This is a genomic window from Roseomonas sp. SRI_022, from assembly GCF_057586215.1.
Genome location: NZ_JBYCZL010000024.1, coordinates 55,391 through 74,354, shown reverse-complemented (window position 1 = coordinate 74,354; position 18,964 = coordinate 55,391). Strand labels below are relative to the sequence as shown.

General features: G+C 70.1%; 15 protein-coding genes. 5 read left to right on the top strand and 10 right to left on the bottom strand.

The genetic code is table 11. The annotated features are described in order from the left end of the window. Nucleotides 1-14: 14 nt before the first annotated feature. Nucleotides 15-1,691, bottom strand: coding sequence for a thiamine pyrophosphate-binding protein (locus AC2YHJ_RS21185; protein ID WP_487398160.1), 1,677 nt, complete (start codon nt 1,689-1,691; stop codon nt 15-17). Nucleotides 1,692-1,898: 207 nt separating this feature from the next. Here AC2YHJ_RS21185 and AC2YHJ_RS21180 point away from each other — a divergent pair, with 207 nt between their 5' ends. Next, nucleotides 1,899-2,324: a DUF3597 domain-containing protein gene (locus tag AC2YHJ_RS21180; protein WP_487398159.1), complete on the top strand. Its 426-nt coding sequence runs from the start codon at nt 1,899-1,901 to the stop codon at nt 2,322-2,324. A 40-nt stretch (nt 2,325-2,364) separates the two neighbouring features. On the opposite strand, the gene AC2YHJ_RS21175 is transcribed toward AC2YHJ_RS21180, so the two are convergent. Further along, nucleotides 2,365-4,359: an elongation factor G gene (locus AC2YHJ_RS21175; protein WP_487398158.1), complete on the bottom strand. Its 1,995-nt coding sequence runs from the start codon at nt 4,357-4,359 to the stop codon at nt 2,365-2,367. A gap of 343 nt (nt 4,360-4,702) precedes the next feature. Here AC2YHJ_RS21175 and AC2YHJ_RS21170 point away from each other — a divergent pair, with 343 nt between their 5' ends. After that, entirely contained in the window at nt 4,703-5,797 is a 1,095-nt protein-coding gene (locus tag AC2YHJ_RS21170; RefSeq protein WP_487398157.1) for an OmpA family protein, read from the top strand. Nucleotides 5,798-5,854: 57 nt separating this feature from the next. Here the strand turns inward: AC2YHJ_RS21170 and AC2YHJ_RS21165 are convergent, their stop codons facing one another. The 8 genes from AC2YHJ_RS21165 to AC2YHJ_RS21130 all read right to left on the bottom strand — a co-directional run bounded on the left by AC2YHJ_RS21165 (nt 5,855) and on the right by AC2YHJ_RS21130 (nt 16,679). Further along, entirely contained in the window at nt 5,855-6,700 is an 846-nt protein-coding gene (locus tag AC2YHJ_RS21165) for a UPF0280 family protein (protein ID WP_487398156.1), read from the bottom strand. A 101-nt stretch (nt 6,701-6,801) separates the two neighbouring features. Further along, nucleotides 6,802-8,286 (bottom strand): 6-hydroxynicotinate reductase, encoded by a 1,485-nt coding sequence (locus AC2YHJ_RS21160; protein WP_487398155.1) that lies wholly within the window; start codon nt 8,284-8,286, stop codon nt 6,802-6,804. Nucleotides 8,287-8,359: 73 nt separating this feature from the next. Further along, on the bottom strand, nt 8,360-10,099 hold the full coding sequence (locus AC2YHJ_RS21155; protein WP_487398154.1) for a hydantoinase B/oxoprolinase family protein: 1,740 nt from the start codon (nt 10,097-10,099) through the stop codon (nt 8,360-8,362). Next, nucleotides 10,099-12,117: a hydantoinase/oxoprolinase family protein gene (locus AC2YHJ_RS21150; protein WP_487398153.1), complete on the bottom strand. Its 2,019-nt coding sequence runs from the start codon at nt 12,115-12,117 to the stop codon at nt 10,099-10,101. Before AC2YHJ_RS21150 ends, AC2YHJ_RS21155 begins: the two co-directional genes overlap by 1 nt. 5 nt (nt 12,118-12,122) lie before the next feature. Beyond that, nucleotides 12,123-12,836, bottom strand: a complete 714-nt coding sequence (locus AC2YHJ_RS21145) for an ABC transporter ATP-binding protein (RefSeq protein WP_487398152.1) — start codon at nt 12,834-12,836, stop codon at nt 12,123-12,125. Beyond that, nucleotides 12,829-13,608 carry an ABC transporter ATP-binding protein gene (locus AC2YHJ_RS21140; protein WP_487398151.1) on the bottom strand — a complete coding sequence of 260 codons (780 nt, stop codon included), beginning with the start codon at nt 13,606-13,608 and terminating at the stop codon, nt 12,829-12,831. Before AC2YHJ_RS21140 ends, AC2YHJ_RS21145 begins: the two co-directional genes overlap by 8 nt. After that, nucleotides 13,605-15,458 carry an ABC transporter permease gene (locus AC2YHJ_RS21135; protein ID WP_487398150.1) on the bottom strand — a complete coding sequence of 618 codons (1,854 nt, stop codon included), beginning with the start codon at nt 15,456-15,458 and terminating at the stop codon, nt 13,605-13,607. Before AC2YHJ_RS21135 ends, AC2YHJ_RS21140 begins: the two co-directional genes overlap by 4 nt. Before the next feature lie 6 nt (nt 15,459-15,464). After that, entirely contained in the window at nt 15,465-16,679 is a 1,215-nt protein-coding gene (locus AC2YHJ_RS21130; RefSeq protein WP_487398149.1) for an ABC transporter substrate-binding protein, read from the bottom strand. Between the two features lie 115 nt (nt 16,680-16,794). On the opposite strand from AC2YHJ_RS21130, the gene AC2YHJ_RS21125 reads away from it, so the two are divergent. The 3 genes from AC2YHJ_RS21125 (at nt 16,795) to AC2YHJ_RS21115 (ending at nt 18,907) form a co-directional block, all read left to right on the top strand. Then, on the top strand, nt 16,795-17,334 hold the full coding sequence (locus tag AC2YHJ_RS21125) for a sigma-70 family RNA polymerase sigma factor (protein WP_487398148.1): 540 nt from the start codon (nt 16,795-16,797) through the stop codon (nt 17,332-17,334). Then, nucleotides 17,331-18,017, top strand: a complete 687-nt coding sequence (locus tag AC2YHJ_RS21120; RefSeq protein WP_487398147.1) for an anti-sigma factor — start codon at nt 17,331-17,333, stop codon at nt 18,015-18,017. The genes AC2YHJ_RS21125 and AC2YHJ_RS21120 overlap by 4 nt, the downstream gene beginning before the upstream one ends. Nucleotides 18,018-18,121: 104 nt before the next feature. Next, a complete protein-coding gene (locus AC2YHJ_RS21115) occupies nt 18,122-18,907 on the top strand; it encodes a DUF4394 domain-containing protein (RefSeq protein WP_487398146.1) in 786 nt (261 codons plus the stop codon). Nucleotides 18,908-18,964: the final 57 nt, after the last annotated feature.

Below are 18,964 nucleotides of genomic sequence, written 5' to 3'. Positions count from 1 at the left end.
CGTCGCGGCGGCTCCTATTGCCGCGCCCGCTCCGCATGCTTGCCCATCGTCGCATAGGGCGCATAAGGCGGCACCGCCCCGATCGCGCGCATGTCCACCTCCACCACCGCCGGCCCCTTCACGGCAAGCGCCTGGGCGACGACATGCCCGACCTCCTCCGCGCTCGACACCCGGAAGAAGGGCAGCCCGGCCAGCGCGGCGAGCCCCTGCAGATCCGGCGTCAGCAGGTCGTGGCCGAATTGCCTTCCATCGGCGACCGCATCCTGGATGTGGCGGATCACGCCATAGCCGCCATCGTTCATCACCATCGTCACCAGGTCGGGCTTCTCCTGCGCGACGGTGAACAGCTCGCACATGCCAAGCGAGAAGCCACCATCCCCGCACATGGCGATGGTCTTGCGTCCCTGCGCCGCGATGGAGGCACCGATGCCGAGCGCGAGGCCCGGCCCGATCGCCGCGCCCACCGGGTAGACGGAATTGCGCGGGTCCAGGATCGGGAAGACACGATTGCCCCAGGTGGAATTCGCGATGGTGATGTCGCGCACCCAGACGCCGTCGCGCGGCAGGGCGGCGCGGATCGCGTCCGGGAAGATGGAGTAGGGGCCGAGGGTCGCGAGATACTCCTCTCGCGCCCGCGCCTTGAGCGCGGCGAAGTCGGCCGCGAAGCCCGCATCGATGGCGTTGCGCTTGGCCAGCCGGTCGGCGATGCCCGCCATCGCCAGCGCGGCATCGCCGTGGACGAACAGGCTGTTCGCATAGGTGCGGCCATTGGCCGAGGCATCGCAATCCACATGGATCAGCGTCTTCGGCAGCTTCATCGAGAAGTCGCCTGTCTCATGCCCGCGCAGCCGCGATCCGACGACCAGCATCGCATCCATGCTGCCGTAGAATTCCTGCACACGCGGCGCGCCGTTGCCATGCAGGCCGCCGAGCGTCATCGGATGATCCTCGGGGATGGTGCCGCGCCCGTTCCAGGACGACACCGCGCCGAAGCCGAGTTCCATCAGCCGCAGCGCTGCATCGCGGGCCTGCTTCGCACCATTGCCGAGCCACAGCATCGGCCGCTTCGCGCTCGCCAGGATCTCCGCCGCCGCGTCGAGTTCCGCCGCATTCGGCGGCAGCGGCGCAGCGATGGGCAGCGCCAGGGCGTCGAGCCCAGCCGGGCGTTCGATTGCCGCCCGCTGCAGGTCGATCGGGATCTCGACGGAAACCGGCCCGCGCGGCGCGGACAACGCGGTCGCCGCGGCCTGCACCAGTACGCCGAAGGCCTCGTTCGCCGTCCGCACGCGGAAGGCCGCCTTGCAGGCAGCGGCGAGCATCGCCGTCTGGCCCGGCACGTCATGCACCGTGCCGACATCGCGGTCGATGTGCCTGGTCGCGGTCTGGCCGGTGATGTGCAGCACCGGGCTGCCGGCGAAGCGCGCCTCCACCAGGCCGGGGATGGCGTTGGCCATGCCCGGGCCGGTCGAGGTGAAGACCACGCCGAGATGCCCCGTCACCCGCGCATAGGCATCGGCCATGTGCGCCCCGCCCATTTCGCCGCGTGCCATGACGTAGCGCAGCGCATTGCGCTGCCCGATCGCGTCCAGCATCGGGATGTTGTGGACCGAGACGATGCCGAAGACGGTCGAGACGCCAATCTGCGGCAGGAAATCCGCGACGAGATCGGCGACGGTGTACTGGCTGGCCATGCGGCGTTTCCCCTCGATGTTCGTCGGAGTGTGGCATGCATGACAGGAAGCGGAAGCCCGGGGCCGCAAGCCTTAGGAAAGATTGGCATTCCGCATATCGTGATAGCGCGCCATGGGCCGACAGGCGCACAGATGCTCGTCACGCCACCGGGGCCGACGACCCGCGGCGCAACGGGCGTCGGACGACGCCGAACATGGAGCGATGCCATGAGCGTATTCAGGTCCATCATGAACGGCATCTTCGGGCGCTCGGCAGCGGCGGAGGCCCCGCCGGCCGAAGCCGCCGCCGCGAAGCCGACGATCGAGGCCGGATCGGCACCGCCATCCGCCGCGCCCGCGCCTTCCCCCGTTGCCACAGCCGCGGCCCCCGCCGAGCCCGTGGATGTCGTCGCCATCCTGACCGAATTGCAGTCCAAGGCGGGCCAGCCGCTGAACTGGCGCCAGTCCATCGTCGACCTGATGAAGCTGCTTGGCATCGACAGCAGCCTCGCCGCTCGCAAGGAACTCGCGAAGGAACTCGGCTATACGGGCTCCACGGATGATAGCGCGACGATGAATGTCTGGCTGCATAAGCAGGTGATGACGAAGCTCGCCCAGAACGGCGGTCGCGTTCCCGACGAACTGAAGGCGTGATGCCGGCAGGGTGGGGGAGGGTCCTCCCCCACCCGACGGTTCATCTCCCGCGCGTCTCGGCCAGGTGATCGAAGCGCCGCGTATAGGTGCCGAGGCCCATGGTCAGCGACCGCAGCTCGATGATGAGGTCGTGCAACTCGGCCTCGGGGACCAGCGCCTGCACCTCGTCCCAGCCCGGCCAGTCCTCCTTCTCCGCGAAGCCGAGGATCTGGCCGCGCCGCCCGCTCAGCAGGCGCTGCGCGGCCGGTGTGCCGTCCTGCGGCACCAGGATCGTCACATGGTCCACCGGTTCCAGCATCACCGGCTCGGCCTTGGCCAAGGCTTCCTGCATCGCCATGCGCGTCGCGGTGGCGAAGGCCATGTCGGATGAATCGACGGAATGGAAGGCGCCGTCGAGCAGCGCGACGGCGATGTCCACCACCGGGTTGCCGAGCGGCCCCTTGCGGGAGGCCTCCTCCGCCGCCTCGCCAACCGCTGGGATGAATTTGCGCGGGATGGCGCCGCCGACGATGCGGTCCTCGAAGGCGAAGCCTTCGCCGCGGGCACGTGGCGTCACCTCCAGCGTCACATCGGCGAACTGGCCGTGCCCGCCGGTCTGGCGCCTGTGCCGCGCATGGTGGCGCGCGGCCTGGCGGATCGTCTCGCGAAAGGCGATGCGCGGGCGCGTGGTGGTCACGCGCAGCCCATGCGCTTCGGCCAGCCGCGCCACGGCGTGGCCGAGATGGATGTCGCCCTGCCCGGCGAGCAGGATCTGGCCGGTTTCGCCATCCTGCTGGATGGTGATGGACGGGTCTTCCTCCGCCAGGCGCTGCAAGGCGCCGGACAGTCGGACGTCGTCCTTGCGATCCTCATTCGCGACGGCAAGCGCATAGACCGGCGGGGGCGGCACGGGGAACGGCAGGGCGGGCGCAGCGCCGGAGGGGGAGATCGTTGTCCCGGTCGTCACCGTGTCGAGCCGGCCGAGGGCGACCACTTCACCCGCGCCAGCCTCGGGGACCTTGGTGGGCTCGCCGGCTGGAAACCGGCTGATGCCGCCGATCCGCGCGCCGTTCGCCGTTGCCCCGTCCTTCAGGGACCCGCGCCAGATCCGCGCGAAGGAAAGCCGGCCGCCATGGCCGGCATGAAGGGTACGGAACACCTGCGCGACCGGCTCGCCCTCCAGCTCGATCCCACGTCGGGCGGCGGTTTCCTCGGCAAGCGGCGCGTCATGGCGCAGCGCCTTCCACAGCCGCATCACCCCGTGGCGGCGTTCGGCCGAGCCGAGCAGCACGGGGTCGAGGCTGCCGGCGGCCACATCGGCATGCAGCGGGCGATAGAGATCCTGCGGGGTGGGGATGGCGTCCTCGACCACCTTCTCGAGCAGGGCGTCGTCGTGATCGGCCAGCACCTCGGTCAGGGCCGCGCGGGCCTCGGCTTCCCGCGAGTGCATCGAATCGGGGATGCGGATCAGCTCCGAAGCCTCCCCCTTGCGCCAGCGATAGGCACGCTCGCTGACCAGGTCGACATATCCGGTGACTTGCCCGCCTTCGCGGATCGGCACCTGGCGCAGCACCAGCGGGCGGCGCGAATGGGCCTGCAGCGCGGCGATGGTGTCGCGGATGCGCCCTTCCCCCAGCGTGTCGGCCTTGTTGACGAAGACCATCGCGGGCAGCCCGGATTGTTCCAGGGCGTGGAAGGCCGGGGCGAGCGCCGCGGCGCGGGCCGGGTCCGGCTCGCAGACCAGCAGGGCGATGTCGGCGATGGCGAGCGCGGCGGCGACCTCCTGCCCGAACTCGACCGAGCCGGGGCAGTCCAGCAGCGCCCAGGCCTCATCCAGCAGGGAGCAGTGGCCGAGCCGTGTTTCGGTGCCCATGGCGCGGGCGCGGGCCTCCGTCCGTCGCGGCGGCGGGCTGCCGGCGGCGGTGAGCAGCGCATCGAACAGGGTGGATTTGCCGCTGCCCTGCGGGCCGATCAGGGCAACGGCGCGGGGCCTGGCCCCGCCTGGCGTTCTCGACGCGGGGGCGGCCTTGGCTGTTCCATTGGGTGTGGCGCTCATGGCGGCGGTGTCCTCCTCTGCCCGGCCGTGGACCGGCCGTGTGCGACGGCGGCCAGGCGGGAGGGCCGCCAGGGACGAGACTAGACCCGGTGACGCGCGGAAGCGGCGAAAATCCTGCCGGGCCGCGTGCGGCCCTGCTGGAGGGGGGTAGGCGGGGCCCGGACTCCCTGGGGCCACAGGGTGTGTCTCTGTCGCCACACCGTCGCGCCGATGTTGAATCGATGCGAGGAACACCGCCGCATGCCCCGGGAAGTTGTGGTTTAGTGCCTCACGAACCCCTGCGACGGGGGGAAGCCACAAGCACCGGCGGTGTCGGTGCGGGATCCGGATGCGAGGAATGACAATGAGCTTCAGGAAGACGCTTCTTGCCGCGACGCTGCTGTCGCTGCCGATGGCCGCGACCGCGAACGCGCAGAGCTGGGACCCGCGGGTGCAGGGCATCTACGTCGGTGCCGGCCTTGGCGCCAACTACCTCGACGACTCCGATTCCGACCGGACGTCGACCTCCTTCGAATGGGGCTGGGTCGGTGTTCTCTCCGTCGGCTACGGCTTCGGCAACGGCCTGCGCCTCGAGCTCGAGGGCAACTACCGCACCAACGACGTCGACAACATCGAGATCCGTGGCGTGAACGCGCCGCGGCCGTCGGGCACCGTCCGCACCTACGGCATCATGGCCAACGTGCTGTATGATTTCGTGCTCGGCCCGGTGGTTCCCTATGTCGGCGTCGGCGCCGGTATGGCGTGGAACGACTACGACAATGTCGGCTTCAGCCAGCGCAACGGGGCCAACAACGGCAACGTCGCCTCGCTCAGCGCCGGCGGCACCAACAGCGCCTTCGCCTACCAGGCCATCCTGGGTATCGCCTTCCCGATCGACTCCGTCCCTGGCCTGGCGCTGACCGCCGAAGGCCGCTTCTTCGGCACGACGGGTGACGACATCGACGGGCGGCTGAACGGCAACGCCACGATCAACGGCCAGACCTTCCGTGATCGTGAATCGGTGAAGTTCTCGACCGACAACTACAACTGGTCGATCCTGTTCGGTGTTCGCTACAACTTCGGCCGCGCCGCCGCCCCGGTCGCCCCGGTGGCTGCTGCTCCGGCTCCGGCGCGCACCTTCCTGGTGTTCTTCGACTGGAACCGCGACAACCTGACCGACCGCGCCCGCCAGATCATCGCGGAAGCGGCCCAGGCCCGCACCCGCCAGGCGGTCACTCGGATCGAGGTCAACGGCTACACCGACACCTCGGGCTCGGCCACCTACAACCAGGGCCTGTCCGTCCGTCGCGCCAACAACGTCGCTGCCGAGCTCGTCCGCCTGGGCGTGCCGCGCAACGAGATCGTGGCCCGCGGCTTCGGCGAGACCAACCTGCTGGTCCCGACCCCGGACAACACCCGCGAGCCGCAGAACCGCCGCGTGGAAATCATCCTCCGCTGATCTCTGCATCAGCGTCGGATACTGGGAGGGGGCGCCGAAAGGCGCCCCTTTCTGCGTTCAGGGTGGCGGCAGCGTCGCGATGCCCGTGGCGCGCACAAGGCCACCGAGGCGCAGCGCGGCGCCGATGATGTGGCCGGCGGCGCGGAAGGCTTCCGCGCGCGCCAGGCCGGAATCCAGGGCGTGCGTGATCTCGCCATTGGACAGCGTGCCGACATCGACCGTCACCAGCCGATCGCCGAGATCGCTGTCCGGGTCGAGCGTCGAGGCCGGCGACCGGCGGATCGCCGGGCTGTCGCAGTCGACCGCATTGGCGATCAGCGTCGCCGCCGCATCGGCCGTGGCGGCGTCGCGGGCGAGCACCGTCACCGCATCGGCGATGCCGAGGGAAAAGGAACGGCCGTGCCGCCCCGATGTGGCGACACCGCCGATGCCGGATGCCGCGGTGACGTGCAGCGCGCCGTTCAGAGCCAGATGTTGTGGGTCGGCGGCGAGGCCGATGGCGAGCACATCGCCCGGCGCGACATGGAGCGCGATGTCGCCGCCATCATTCACGAAGGCCTTTGCCAGCGGCGTGGCGGCGAGCATCTCGGCCAGCAGCGCATCGGCCACCGATCCAGCGACGGCCGCCATGGGCGTGAGGAAGATCGGTGCGAATGGCGCGCAGGCCGCGACCATGCGGCGCGCGATGGGATGCGTGACGCGCGGCGCTTCGACCATCGGGCACCGCAGGGCGGGCAGTTCCGCGACGAGCCCAGGCAGGATGCTGGGGAACAGGGCGATGGCCGCTGCCTCGGCCGCACGCACCGCTGCCGGGGCGCCCCAGGCGCGCAGGACGACGTCGATGGGTCCGTGGGAGAGGTGCAGGCGGTCGCCGGTCAGGCGCTGGGCTGTGACGCCTTCCATCGCGGCTTACGGCGCGCCCGACGCGCCCGGCGCCAAGTCAGGGTTTCCAAAGGCCCTTAGGCCTTTGGTGGGGAGGTGCGGAGGGGCGACGCCCCTCCGTGTCACCGGCCGAAGGGCCAAGGATTCCACGGATGCCAGGTCTCGACCCGCAGGTCTTCGCCCAGCCCCCGCAGTACCTCCTCGACCGGCACGATCTCCTGCACATGCCCGCCAAGCCGTTCATACAGCGCCCTTGGCAGGGTGAATTCGATCGGCGCGACGATCGCTGGTGTCGGAACGTAGCCGAAGGACAGCTTCGGCATGCGCAGCACATCAGCCATCACCGTGATGCCGCCGCCCGGCCACAGATAGACGGGTGCGCCGCCCATGGTGACGCGCGTTTCCCCACGCGCGACGGATTGCGTCAGCAGCACGGGGTTCTCCGTCACGCCAGCGCGCAGTGACCCGCCGGCACCGGCCATGAAGATGACCGAGCAGAGCGAGGGCTCGCAGTTCTCCCCGATGCGATCGACCACGGCACGCACGGAAGTGGGCATCTCGGCGGGCACTGGTGTCAGGGATTCATCCAGCACGCAGTACAGCGCGTCCTCCCCAGTGGTGCTGGTCAGCAGCAGGCGCAACCCGGGCCAGGCGGCCTTGGGGTCGATGCGCTCGATGATGGCGAGTGGATCGGTAATGTCCGTCCCACCCCAGCCGAGACCCGGCTGCGCGACCTGGAAATAGCGTCCGGGCGTGGAGCGCCGCCCGCGCACGCGTATGCCGGCGGCGCGCATGTTCAGCACCTTGCCGGCCTGGTGTTCGGTCAGCACGCCCGTGATGTGGTCGTCCACCACGATCACCTCATCCACCTCGCCCAGCCATTGCTGTGCGAAGATGCCGACGGTCGCGCTGCCGCAGCCGACGCGCATGCGGCGTTCGGGCGCGCCATCCACGATCGGCGCCGCACCCGCCTGCACGATGACGCTGTGTCCGCCATCGATCGTCATCTCGACCGGTTCCGCACCGCAGAGTTGCAACAGCGTCTCGCAGGTGACCACGCCTTCCTTCTTCGATCCGCCGGTCAGGTGCCGCACGCCGCCGATGGACAGCATCTGCGACCCGTATTCGGCCGTGGTGACATGGCCGACCTGCTCGCCTTTCACGCGCACCGGCGCGGCCTCGGGGCCGAGATGGCGGTCGGTGTCGATCTTCACCTTCACGCCGCAGTAGCTGAACATGCCTTCCGTTACGACGGTGACGGTGTCCACGCCGGCATGGGTGGAACCGACGATGAAGGGCGCGGGCTTGTAGTCCGGGTATGTGGTGCCGGCGCCGACGCCGGTGACGAAGGCGCGCGAGGTGTCGAGCATCTCGCCATCCCATTCGCCGGCGGCGAAGGCGATGACGGGGCGGTTGCCCTCGATGGCCTGTGCGAGGGTCAGCGCGGGATCGGTGCGCACCAACACGCCATCCTGGTTGGCGTAGCGGGAGCAGGCGCCGGACCGGCCGGGGCGGATGCGGCACAACACGGGGCAGGCGTCACAGCGGATGATGCCGTCGCCTTCCGAGGCGCCGAACTTCTCGCTGCGGGCGGCGCGGGTGGTCATGACGAAGGACGGGGGAGGGAACTCCCCCGCGCCCCCTCCTTTTTCTGTCTGTCACCAGGGCAGAGCGGGCGCATCAGGCGGCGACCCCCCGGCGCAGGGCGGCCGTTCCCACCACATCCACGGAGCCATCGGACGACAGCGCCACACCCCACAGCGCCGCGGCCTGCGAAGCCGAGAAATAGCCACGCCGCACGTCGCGCGCGACCAGCGCCGGATCACGCGCGAAGGGATCGCCGTAACCCCCACCACCCGGCGTCTTTACCTCCACACGATCGCCCGGCGACAGCGCGATGCCCTGGTCCTTCGACAGATGCAGCGGGATCGTCGTCGTGCCGCCGCGATGGATGCGCACCTCATTCGGCGCACCGTCGCCGCCGCCGAGCACGCCGGGCGGCCCGAAGCGGCCATGGTCCATGACGAAACTCGCCCGCGCCTCGCCGCGCAGCAACTCGACTTCGTAATGCACGCCGAAGCCGCCGCGATGCGCACCCGCGCCGCCCGAACCCTCGCGCAGCGCGAAGCGCGTGAACAGCACGGGGTAGTATTGCTCCATCACCTCGACCGGCGCGGTCTTGCTGATGCCGATGGTCGAACAGCCATTGGTCAGCCCGTCCTCACCCCCATTGCCGCCATATCCGCCACCGGTGATCTGGTACATCACATATCCCGCGCCGCGCGCCGGATCGGTGCCGCCGAGCGCGAAGTTGCCGGATGTGCCGGCAGGCGCGGCGGTGACCTCATTGGGCAGCGCCTGCACCAGGCACAGGAAGACAGCCTCCGCGATGCGCTGGCTGACCTCCGCCGCGCAGCCGGAGACCGGGCGCGGATAGCGCGCATCGAGGAAGGTGCCCTCCGGCCTGATGATGTTCAGTGGCGCGAAGGTTCCGGCATTGATCGGCACATCGGGGAAGATGTGCTTCACACCGAGGCACACCGCCGAATAGGTCGTCGCCCAGACCGAATTCATCGGCCCGGCACAGGGCTTGGACGATCCGGTGAAATCGAAGGTCAGCGTGTCGCCCGACCGCGTGACGGCGAGCGCGATGCGCAGCGGTTCGTTCACCACGCCGTCGGAATCGACGAAGGCTTCCGCATGCCAAGTGGCTTCGGGCATGCGGCGGATCTCGGCACGCATGCGTTCGGCGGCGCGCTCGCTGATCAGCGCGATCGCCTCGCGCAGCGTGTCGGCGCCATAGCGTGCGACGAGTTCGTTCAGCCGCCGCTCGCCCACCAGCAACGCGGCCGCCTGCGCCTTGATGTCCCCGATGCGCTGGTCGGCGACGCGGATGTTGGATTGGATGATGGACAGGATCTCGCGATCCATCTCTCCGCGCTTGAACAGTTTCACCGGAGGTAGGCGCAGTCCTTCCTGCTCGACTTCCGTCGCATGCGCACTGAAGCCGCCCGGCACCATCCCGCCCGTGTCCGGCCAATGGCCCGTGTTCTGCAGCCAGCAGAACAGCGTGCCATCCACGAAGAAGGGTCGCGCGAAGCGCACATCCATCAGATGCGTGCCGCCGAGATAGGGATCGTTGACGATGTAGATGTCGCCCGGTTCGGGCGGTGCGACGGCACCTTCGCCGATCAGCCGGATGATGTGCCCGGCCGAATGCTGCATGGCGCCGACGAAGACCGGCAACCCGCCTTCGCCCTGGGCGATCAGCGCGCCATCCTCGGCGGCATAGATGCCATCCGACCGGTCGTCGGCTTCCGCGATCACCGGCGAGAAGGCGGATCGCGAAAAGGCCAGGTCCATCTCGTTGCAGACCTGCGTCAGGCCGGCCTGGATGACCGCGAGGGTGAGGGCGTCCATCACGCGCTGATCCTCAGATTGCCGAGCGAATCAACCACGGCCGCACTGCCCGGTTCCAGGATGATCGTCGCATCCGCCTGTTGCAGAAGCGCCGGGCCGGCGATGCGCGTGCCCTCGACCAAGGCCTCCCGCCGCCAGATCGTGGTCTCGTGCCAGGCGCCATCGGCATAAAGACGCCCCGTGCCGAGCCACGCCTTCCCCACCGGCACCGCCGCCAAGGCGCGCAGGTCGAAGGCGCGGCGGCGCCCGACCACGCTGGTCGTCAGGTTTACCAGCACCGCACGGATCTCCGGCAGGTGCACCTGGAAGCGGGCGAAGTAGGCTGCCTCGAAGGCCACCTGCACCTCCGCCCGTGACGGCGTGGAGGATGTGAGCGGCACACGGATCAGATGTGTCTGGCCGCGGAACTGCATCTCGGCGACGTGGCGCGTCTCGATGCGCTCGACCTCGGCGCCGCCGGCCTCGACGCCCGCGCGGCCACGTGCCGCCTGCGCGGCGAGGACTGAGGCGATCTCCGCTTCCTCGATATCGTCGAGGCCGCGGTTCAGCGTGTTCACCACATCCTGCCGCAGATCGGCAACCAGGCAGCCCAGCGCATTGGTCAGGCCGGGACGGAAGGGGACGAAGACCTCGGGGATGCCGATCTCTCGTGCCAATGCGACGGCATGCAGCGGCCCCGCCCCGCCGAAGGCGAACAGCGCGAAATCGCGCGGATCATGCCCGCGTGACAGCGACACCATGCGGATCGCACCGGCCATCAGCACATTGGCCAACCGGATCACCGCCTCGGCGGCCTGTTCCGGCGTCATGCCGAGCGGATCGCCGATCTCCCGCGCGAAGGCGTCGCGCACTTCATCGACCGCTACGCGCCGCCCGGTCGCCAGCAGCGCATCGGGATCGAGCCGCCCCAGCAGCAGGTTCGCGTCCGTCACGGTCGGCCGCGTGCCGCCACGCCCGTAGCAGATCGGCCCCGGCGTGGAGCCCGCGCTTTCCGGCCCCACGCGCAGCATGCCGCCGCGATCGATCCAGGCGATCGACCCGCCGCCGGCGCCGACCGTGCGCACATCGACCATCGGCAGATGGATCGGCAGCCCATAGGCGATGGACAACTCCGCCGAGACCTCCGGCACACCGCCCGCGATCAGCGCCACATCGGTGGAGGTGCCGCCCATGTCGCAGGTGATGGCGTTCCGCACGCCCGACTGCGCCAGCGTTGCCGCCGCGGCCATGACGCCCGAAGCCGGGCCGGACATCACCGTCTTCGCCGCTTCAGCTGCGACGGCGCGGGCCGGCACCGTGCCGCCATTGCCATTCATCACCAGCAGGTCGCGCTGGTGGCCGGCCTCGGCCAGCCGGTCCTGCAGGTGACGGATGTAGCGGTCCAGCACCGGCTGCACCGCCGCGTTCACCGATGCCGTGGTGCCGCGTTCGTATTCGCGGAACTCCGACAGCAGCGCATGGCCGAGCGTGACATAGCCGTTCGGCCAGATCGTGCGGGCGATCTCCCCCGCGCGGATCTCATGCGCGGGGTTGGCGTAGGCGTGCAGGAAATGGATGACCAGCGCCTCGCAGCCTTCGGCCAGCAGCGCGCGCACTTCGCGCTCCACCGCGGCCTCGTCCAGCGGCATCAGCACCGCGCCGCGCGCATCCATGCGCTCCGGCACCTCGCGGCGCCATTCGCGTGGGATCAGCGGCTCGAAGGACCCGGTCATGCCATAGGCGCGCGGGCGGGTGCGGCGGCCGAGTTCCAGCACGTCGCGGAAGCCCGCCGTGGTGATCAGCCCGACCTTCGCCAGCTTGCGTTCCAGCACCGCATTCGTCGTCGCCGTGGTGCCATGCACGATCAGGTCGAGTGAAGCGGGCGTCGCCCCGGCCGCTTCGATCGCGGCAAGCACGCCGCCCGCCTGGTTCGCGCTGGTGGTCGGCACCTTGGCGATGCGGATCGACCCATCCGCCTCCTGCATCACCAGGTCGGTGAAGGTGCCGCCCACATCGATGCCGGCGATCCGTCGAGCCATGTGCGTCACACCGTGAGATAAGCGCGGCGGACATCCTCATCCGCCTCGAGCGTTGCGATCGGGCCTTCCCAGCGCACGCTGCCCTTTTCCAGGATCAGCGCGCGGTCGGCGACGGCGGCGGCAAAGTCGAGGCTCTGTTCGGAGACCAGCACCGCGATCCCTTCCGCCTTCATCCGCAGCACCGCATCGGCCATCTGTTCCACGATCACCGGGGCCAGCCCTTCGGAGGGTTCGTCCAACAGCACCGCTTCGGGGTTGCCCATCAGCGTGCGCGCGATGGTCAGCATCTGCTGCTCGCCGCCGGACATCGCCGCGGCGCGACGGTGGCGCATCTCGGCGAGATTGGGGAAGACTTCGAACAGGCGTTCCGGCGTCCAGGGCTCGCGGCCCGGCGATGCGGCGCGGCGGCCGACGGCGAGGTTCTCCATCACCGTCAGGTCGGTGAAGATGCGCCGGTCCTCCGGCACGTAGCCGAGCCCAAGCCGCGCGATGCGGAACGGCGCCATGCCCGCGATCTCCTGCCCCGCGAAGCGCACCGATCCGGCGCGCGGGCCGAGCAGCCCCATGATGGCCTTCAGCGTCGTGGATTTGCCGGCGCCGTTGCGGCCCATCAGCGCCGCGACCTCCCCGCGCGCGAGGTGCAGATCGACGCCGAACAGCACCTCCGCCGGGCCGTAGCCGGCACGCAGCCCCGTGACCTCCAGCACCTGGTCAGCCATGGGTGCGCCTCGCCCGCGCCGCCGCGCGCGTGCCGGAATGGCCGAGATAGACGCGCTGCACCTCCGGGTCCGCGCGCACCTCCTCGGGGCTGCCGCGGGCGATGATCTCGCCGCGCACCAGCACCAGGATGCGGTCGGCATGGGCGAAGACGGCGTCCATGTCGTGTTCGGTGAACAGCACGCCGATGCCTTCCCGCCGGGCGATGCCGGCGACCAGTGCCATCAACGTGGATCGTTCGGCCGGCGCCATGCCGGCCGTCGGTTCGTCCATCAGCAGCAGGCGCGGCGCGGCGGCGAGCGCGATGGCGAGTTCCACCCGCTTCACGTCGCCATAGGCAAGCTCCCCGATCGGCCGGTCCGCCTGCCCCGCCATGCCGACGCGATCGAGCAATGCGAGTGCATCGTCGCGATGCATCGCCGCGGCATCGGACAACAGCTGCCGCGTCTGGCCGTGATGCGCCAGCAGCGCCATCTGGACATTGCCGAGCACGGAGAAGGAGAGGAAGGTCTGCGCCACCTGGAAGCTGCGCCCCACCCCCATCCGGCACAGCGCGCGCGGCGGCATCCCGGTCACGTCCTGGCCGGCCAGCGCCACCGTCCCGCCATCGGGGCGCAGCTGCCCGCCCACCATGTTGAAGGTCGTCGATTTGCCCGCACCGTTCGGGCCGATGATGGCGAGCATCTCGCCCGCCACCAGCGCGAAGGACACGCCCTTGGCCGCGAGCACGCCGCCGAAGCGCTTGGTGAGGCCTTCCACCGCGAGCAGCGTCATGCCGCGCGCTTCCGCAAAGACGCGGCGGCACCCGCCAGGCCGCGCGGAAAGACCAGCACCATGGCGATGATCGACAGGCCGAGGAACAGCCGCCAATGGTCGGTCAGCGGCAGGAAGAAATCCTTCAGCGCGTGGAATGCGGCCGCCCCCGCGACGGGCCCCAGCACCGACTGGATACCGCCGAGCAGGATCATCGACAGGAAATCGACGCTGAGCGGAATGCCGAGCAGCGTCGGATCGATCGAGCCCTTCGAGAAAGCGTAGAGCCCCCCCGCCAACCCCGCCGCCGCGCCGGCCAGGATGAAGCCGAGCCAGCGATGCATCCGGACATCGACACCGATCGCATCCGCGCGCTGCACCGAATCCCGCGCCGCGCGCAGCGTCGCGCCGAACGGCGCATGGACGACGCGGCGCAGAAAGATGATCGCCGCCAGCGTCAGCGCCGCCGTCAGGTAGTGATAGACCTCCCGCGACGCCGCCCAGCGCGATGGCCAGACGCCGACCAGGCCATTGTCGCCACCGGTGACCTCCACCCACTGGAACACCACGGCATAGGCAATCTGCGCGAAGGCCAGCGTCAGCATCGCCAGATAGATGCCCGACAGCCGCACCACGAAGAAGCCGAACAGCGCGGCCGCCGCGCCGCCCGCGATGGGTGCGGCGACCAGCGCCGGTTCCATCGGCAGCCCCGCCTTCACCACCAGCAGCCCCGCGCCATAGGCGCCAAGTCCGAAATACGCCGCATGCCCGAAGGAGACGATGCCGCCATTGCCCACCAGGAAGTTCAGCGAGAAGGCGGCGAGGGCGAGGATCATCACCTCCGTCCCCACCTTCACGGCATAGGCATCGACCAGCGGCAGCGCCAGCATCGCGGCCAGCCCGAGCAAGACCAGCACCTTCCCCACGCCGTCCAGCCGCCCCGGGTCGAGGATGCCTTCCGGCAGCACCGCACGCCCCGCCGCGGCCTCGGGCCGGCCGAGCAGCCCCCAGGGCTTCACCACCAGCACCGCCGCCATCAGCAGGAACACCAGCACCAGCGTGATCTTGGGGAAGATCAGCACGCCGAAGGCCTGCAACTGCCCGATCAGCACCGCGGCGATGAAAGCGCCCGGCACCGATCCCATGCCGCCGACCACGGTGACGACGAAGGCCTCCGTGATCACCGACAGATCCATCTGCGGATTGGCCGAGACGCGCGGGATCTGAAGCGCGCCGCCGAGCCCCGCAAGTGCGGCGCCGAGGAACAGCGTGCCGGTGAACAGCATCGCCTGGTTGACGCCAAGCGCGCCCACCATCTCCCGGTCCTGCGTCGCTGCACGGATCAGCACGCCGAAGCGCGTCCGGTGCATCAGCAGCCACAGCAGCGCAAGCACCGCCGGCCCGACGAAGATCAGGAACAGCTCATACGCGGGGAAACGCTGGTCGAAGATGTACACGCCATGCCGCAGCCCGGGCGCGCGTGGCCCCGGGATATCGACCGGCCCCCAGACCAGCAGCACCAGGTCCTGCACGATCAGCACGACGCCGAAGGTCGCGAGCAATTGGAACAGCTCCGGCACGCGGTAGATGCGCCGCAGCAGCGTGACTTCCATCAGCACGCCGAGCCCGCCGATCGCGACCGCGGAGGCCAGCACGCCCACGAAGAACAGCGTCGGCGATCGGTCGAACTCCAGCAGCCACGGCACCAGCGTGACCGCGACATAGGCCCCCAGCATGTAGAAGGAGCCATGCGCGAAATTCACGATCCGGGTGACGCCGAAGACGATGGTCAGGCCCGAGGCGATGACGAACAGCGATGACGCGCTGGCCAGGCCCGACAGGGCCTGGACCAGCAGGAAGTCCCACTCCACCGCGCGTCAGGAGGAACGGCGCGCCGCGCGAACCTCCTCCTCGGGGAAGAGGTAGTTGGCCCCATCCGCGTAGCGCGCGTTCTTCATCGCACCCTCGCGCCCGCGCAGCGTCGTTTCACCGACCCAGGTGCCGAGCGTGCCCTGGTGGTCCAGCCCGCGCATCACCACCGGCCCGACGATGGCATCCGTGCGCAGATCGGCCAGCGCATCGACCAGCGCTTCGGTCTCGAGCGTATTGGCCTTGTTTAGCAGGCTGGCGATGATCTGCACGGTGACGTAGCCGAGCAACGAGCCCTTGCGCGGCGTGTCGTTGAAGCGCGCGCGATAGGCCTCGATGAAGGCCTTGTGCGCCGGCGGCGCCTCCACCTGCTCCCAGGGGTAGCCGGTGACGATCCAGCCTTCTGGCGTCTCCTCGCCGAGCGGGATCAGGTATTCCGGTTCCCCGGTCAGCAGGGAGACCACGGTGCGGCGTTCGAACAGCCCGCGCGTGTTGCCTTCGCGCACGAAGGCGGTCAGGTCCGGGCCGAACAGCACGTTGAAGATGCCATCCGGGCGCGACTGCGCCAGCGCTCCGACCGTCGCACCCGCATCGACGCGCCCGAGCGCCGGGAATTGCTCCGCGACGATCTCGGCACCCGGGATCGCGGCCGGCAGTAGGCGCTTGAAGCTCGCCGCGGCGGATTGGCCGTATTCATAGTTCGGCGCGACGATCGCCCAGCGCTTCGCCGTCTTGCCGCGGATCGCCTCGGTCAGCATGCGCGTCTGCATGAAGGTGCCGGGCCGCACGCGCCAAGTGTAGCGATTGCCCTGCGCCATGGTGATGGCGTCCGTCAGCGGCTCGGTCGCGAGGAAGAGGCGCTTGCGCTGGTTCGCGAAATCCGCGACCGCGAGGCCGACATTCGACAGGAAGGTGCCCGCGAGGAAGGAGACATTCTCGCGCGTCAGCAGTTCCTCGGCGACGCGCACCGCATCACCGGGCGTCGAGCCGTCGTCGCGGAAGACGAATTCGATGCGTCGCCCGCCCATCACGCCACCGGCGGCGTTGATCGCATCCTGCGCGAGCTGCATCGCATTGCGGTAGGGCACGGCGAAAGCGGCCATGCGCGCGTAGGAATTCAGTTCCCCGATGCGGATCGGCGCGCCTTGCGCGAAGGCCGGCCGGGCCAGCGTCCCGATCGCCGCGGCGCCGAGCGCGCGGCGCGAAAGGGTGAAGCGCGTCATGCGGAAGCCTCCTGAAATCCCTGCTGGGTCCGATGATCGGTGTGGCGGCCCCTCGGCGCAATGGGGTCATTGCGCTTGACCCGCCCCGCTTGCCCGTGCCCTGTTCCGTGCCCGCATGGACGCCGACACCGATCTCGCCGGCCTGCTCGCATTGGTCGCCGCCGGTGACAGGGCGGCGCTCCGCGCGGTCTATGAACGGCAATCGGTGCGCCTGTTCGGCGTCGCCAACGCCATCCTGCGCGACCGGGACGGCGCCGCCGACGCGCTGCAGGACGCCTTCCTGCGCATTGCCCGCCGCGCCGGGCAGTTCGACGCCAGCCGCGGCGCGCCGGAGGCCTGGCTCGGCGCCATCGTCCGCCATGCCGCGCTCGACATCATCCGCGCCCGTGGGCGGGAAGTTCCGACCGATGACCCGAACCTCGGGGACGAGGCGGTCGGGCCGGAGGCGGAGGAACGGCTTTCGGCCAGCATGGAAGGGCAGCGCCTGCGCGCCTGCCTCGAAGGGCTGGAACCGCGGAACCGCGAGGGGATTGTCCTCGCCTTCGTCCATGGCCTGTCGCATCCGCAGATCGCCGAGCGCCTCGGCACGCCGCTCGGCACGGTGAAGTCGTGGATCCGGCGAGGGCTGCTGGCGCTGAAGGAGTGCCTGGCGTGATCCCGACCGATCCCGTCGAACGCGATGCACTGGCGGCCGAATACGTGCTCGGCACACTGGATGCGAGCGCGGCGCGGGAGGTCGTGGCCGCCATGGCTGGCGACGGCGACCTGCGCGACCTTGTGGCGGGATGGGAGGCGCGGCTCGCGCCGCTGACTGTGCTCGCCTTGCCCGAGGCACCGCCGCCTGGCCTGTGGGACCGCATCACAACGGCGCTGGATGGCCCGGCGCCGACGGCGGCGGCTGCGATGCGGCCATCGCCCTTCTGGCGGTTCTGGGCGCTGGGGGCGAGCGCGGCGGCGGCGGGGTTGGCGGCCTTCCTGGTGCTGCAACCTGCGCCGGAACAGCGGTTGATGACTGTGCTGCTGACCCAGCGCGACCAGCCGGCCTGGCTGGTGGAGGCTGATGGCGGGGCGCTGCGGCTCGCCTCACTGAACCCGCAGCCGGTGCCTTCCGACCGGGTGATGCAGTTGTGGGCACTGCCGCAGGGTGCGACGGCGCCGACCTCGCTCGGCCTGATCCCGGCGGAGCAGGGGCGGTTGACGGTGACGCCCTCGGCCATCCGGCCGGAGCCGGGGATGCTGATCGAGATCACGCTCGAACCACCAGGCGGATCGCCGACCGGGCGGCCGACCGGGCCGGTCCTGTTCATTGGGCGGCTGGTGGCGGCGCGCGGGACATAGCCGTCGCGACTTCGTGATCGTGCGGCTGCATCCGCGCGTCATCCGGCTCCGTAAGGCGGTCAGCGGGGCCGGTGGCGGCCTCGCCCGACCCAGGAGAGACCGCCATGACCAACGCCCTTCGCCTTACGCTTGCTGCCTTCGGCATGGTCGCCGCCGCACAGGCCGCCGAAGCCGCGACCCTGGTCGGCCTGACCGCCGACAATGCGCTCGTCGTGATCGACAGCCAGACGCGCCGCGCGGCCGCGCCCATCCGCATCTCCGGCACCGATGGCCGCGTGCTGGGCATCGACCAGCGCCCGCAGGATGGCCGCCTCTATGGCGTAACCGAGCGCGGCCAGATCGTGACCATCGATGTCGCGAACGGGCGCGCCACCCAGGTCAGCCGGCTGAACACCGCCTTCAATCCCGGCGGCCGCGCCGTTGTGGACTTCAACCCGGTCGCCAACCGCCTGCGCCTGATGGGCATGAACGGCACCAACCTGCGCGTGAATGTCGAGACCGGCGAGGCGGCCACCGACGGCACGCTGAAATACGCGTCCGGCACGCCCTTCGCCGAGACTACGCCGCGTGTCGTCGCCGGCGCCTACACCAACAGCATGGGCGGCGCGCAGGCCACTGCGCTCTACACCATCGACACGCTGACCCGCCGCTTCAACCTGCAGGCGCCGCCCAATGACGGCGTGCAGCAACCGCGCGGCGAGGTGGCGGCGATGCTGCCGGCCGGCGTCGCTTTCGACATCCTGTCGGACGGGCAGGGCGGCAACACGGGCTTCCTGCTCGCGGCCGGCACGCTGCACAGCGTGAACCTGGAGACCGGCGCGGCCACCGCGACCGGCCCGGTGGCCGGGCTGCCCGGCGCCGAGGTGATCGACATCGCCGCGATGCGGTGATCGCGGCGCAGCCCCGGGGCGCGGCGTCAGATCCGTGGCGGAGCAATTGCCCCCGCC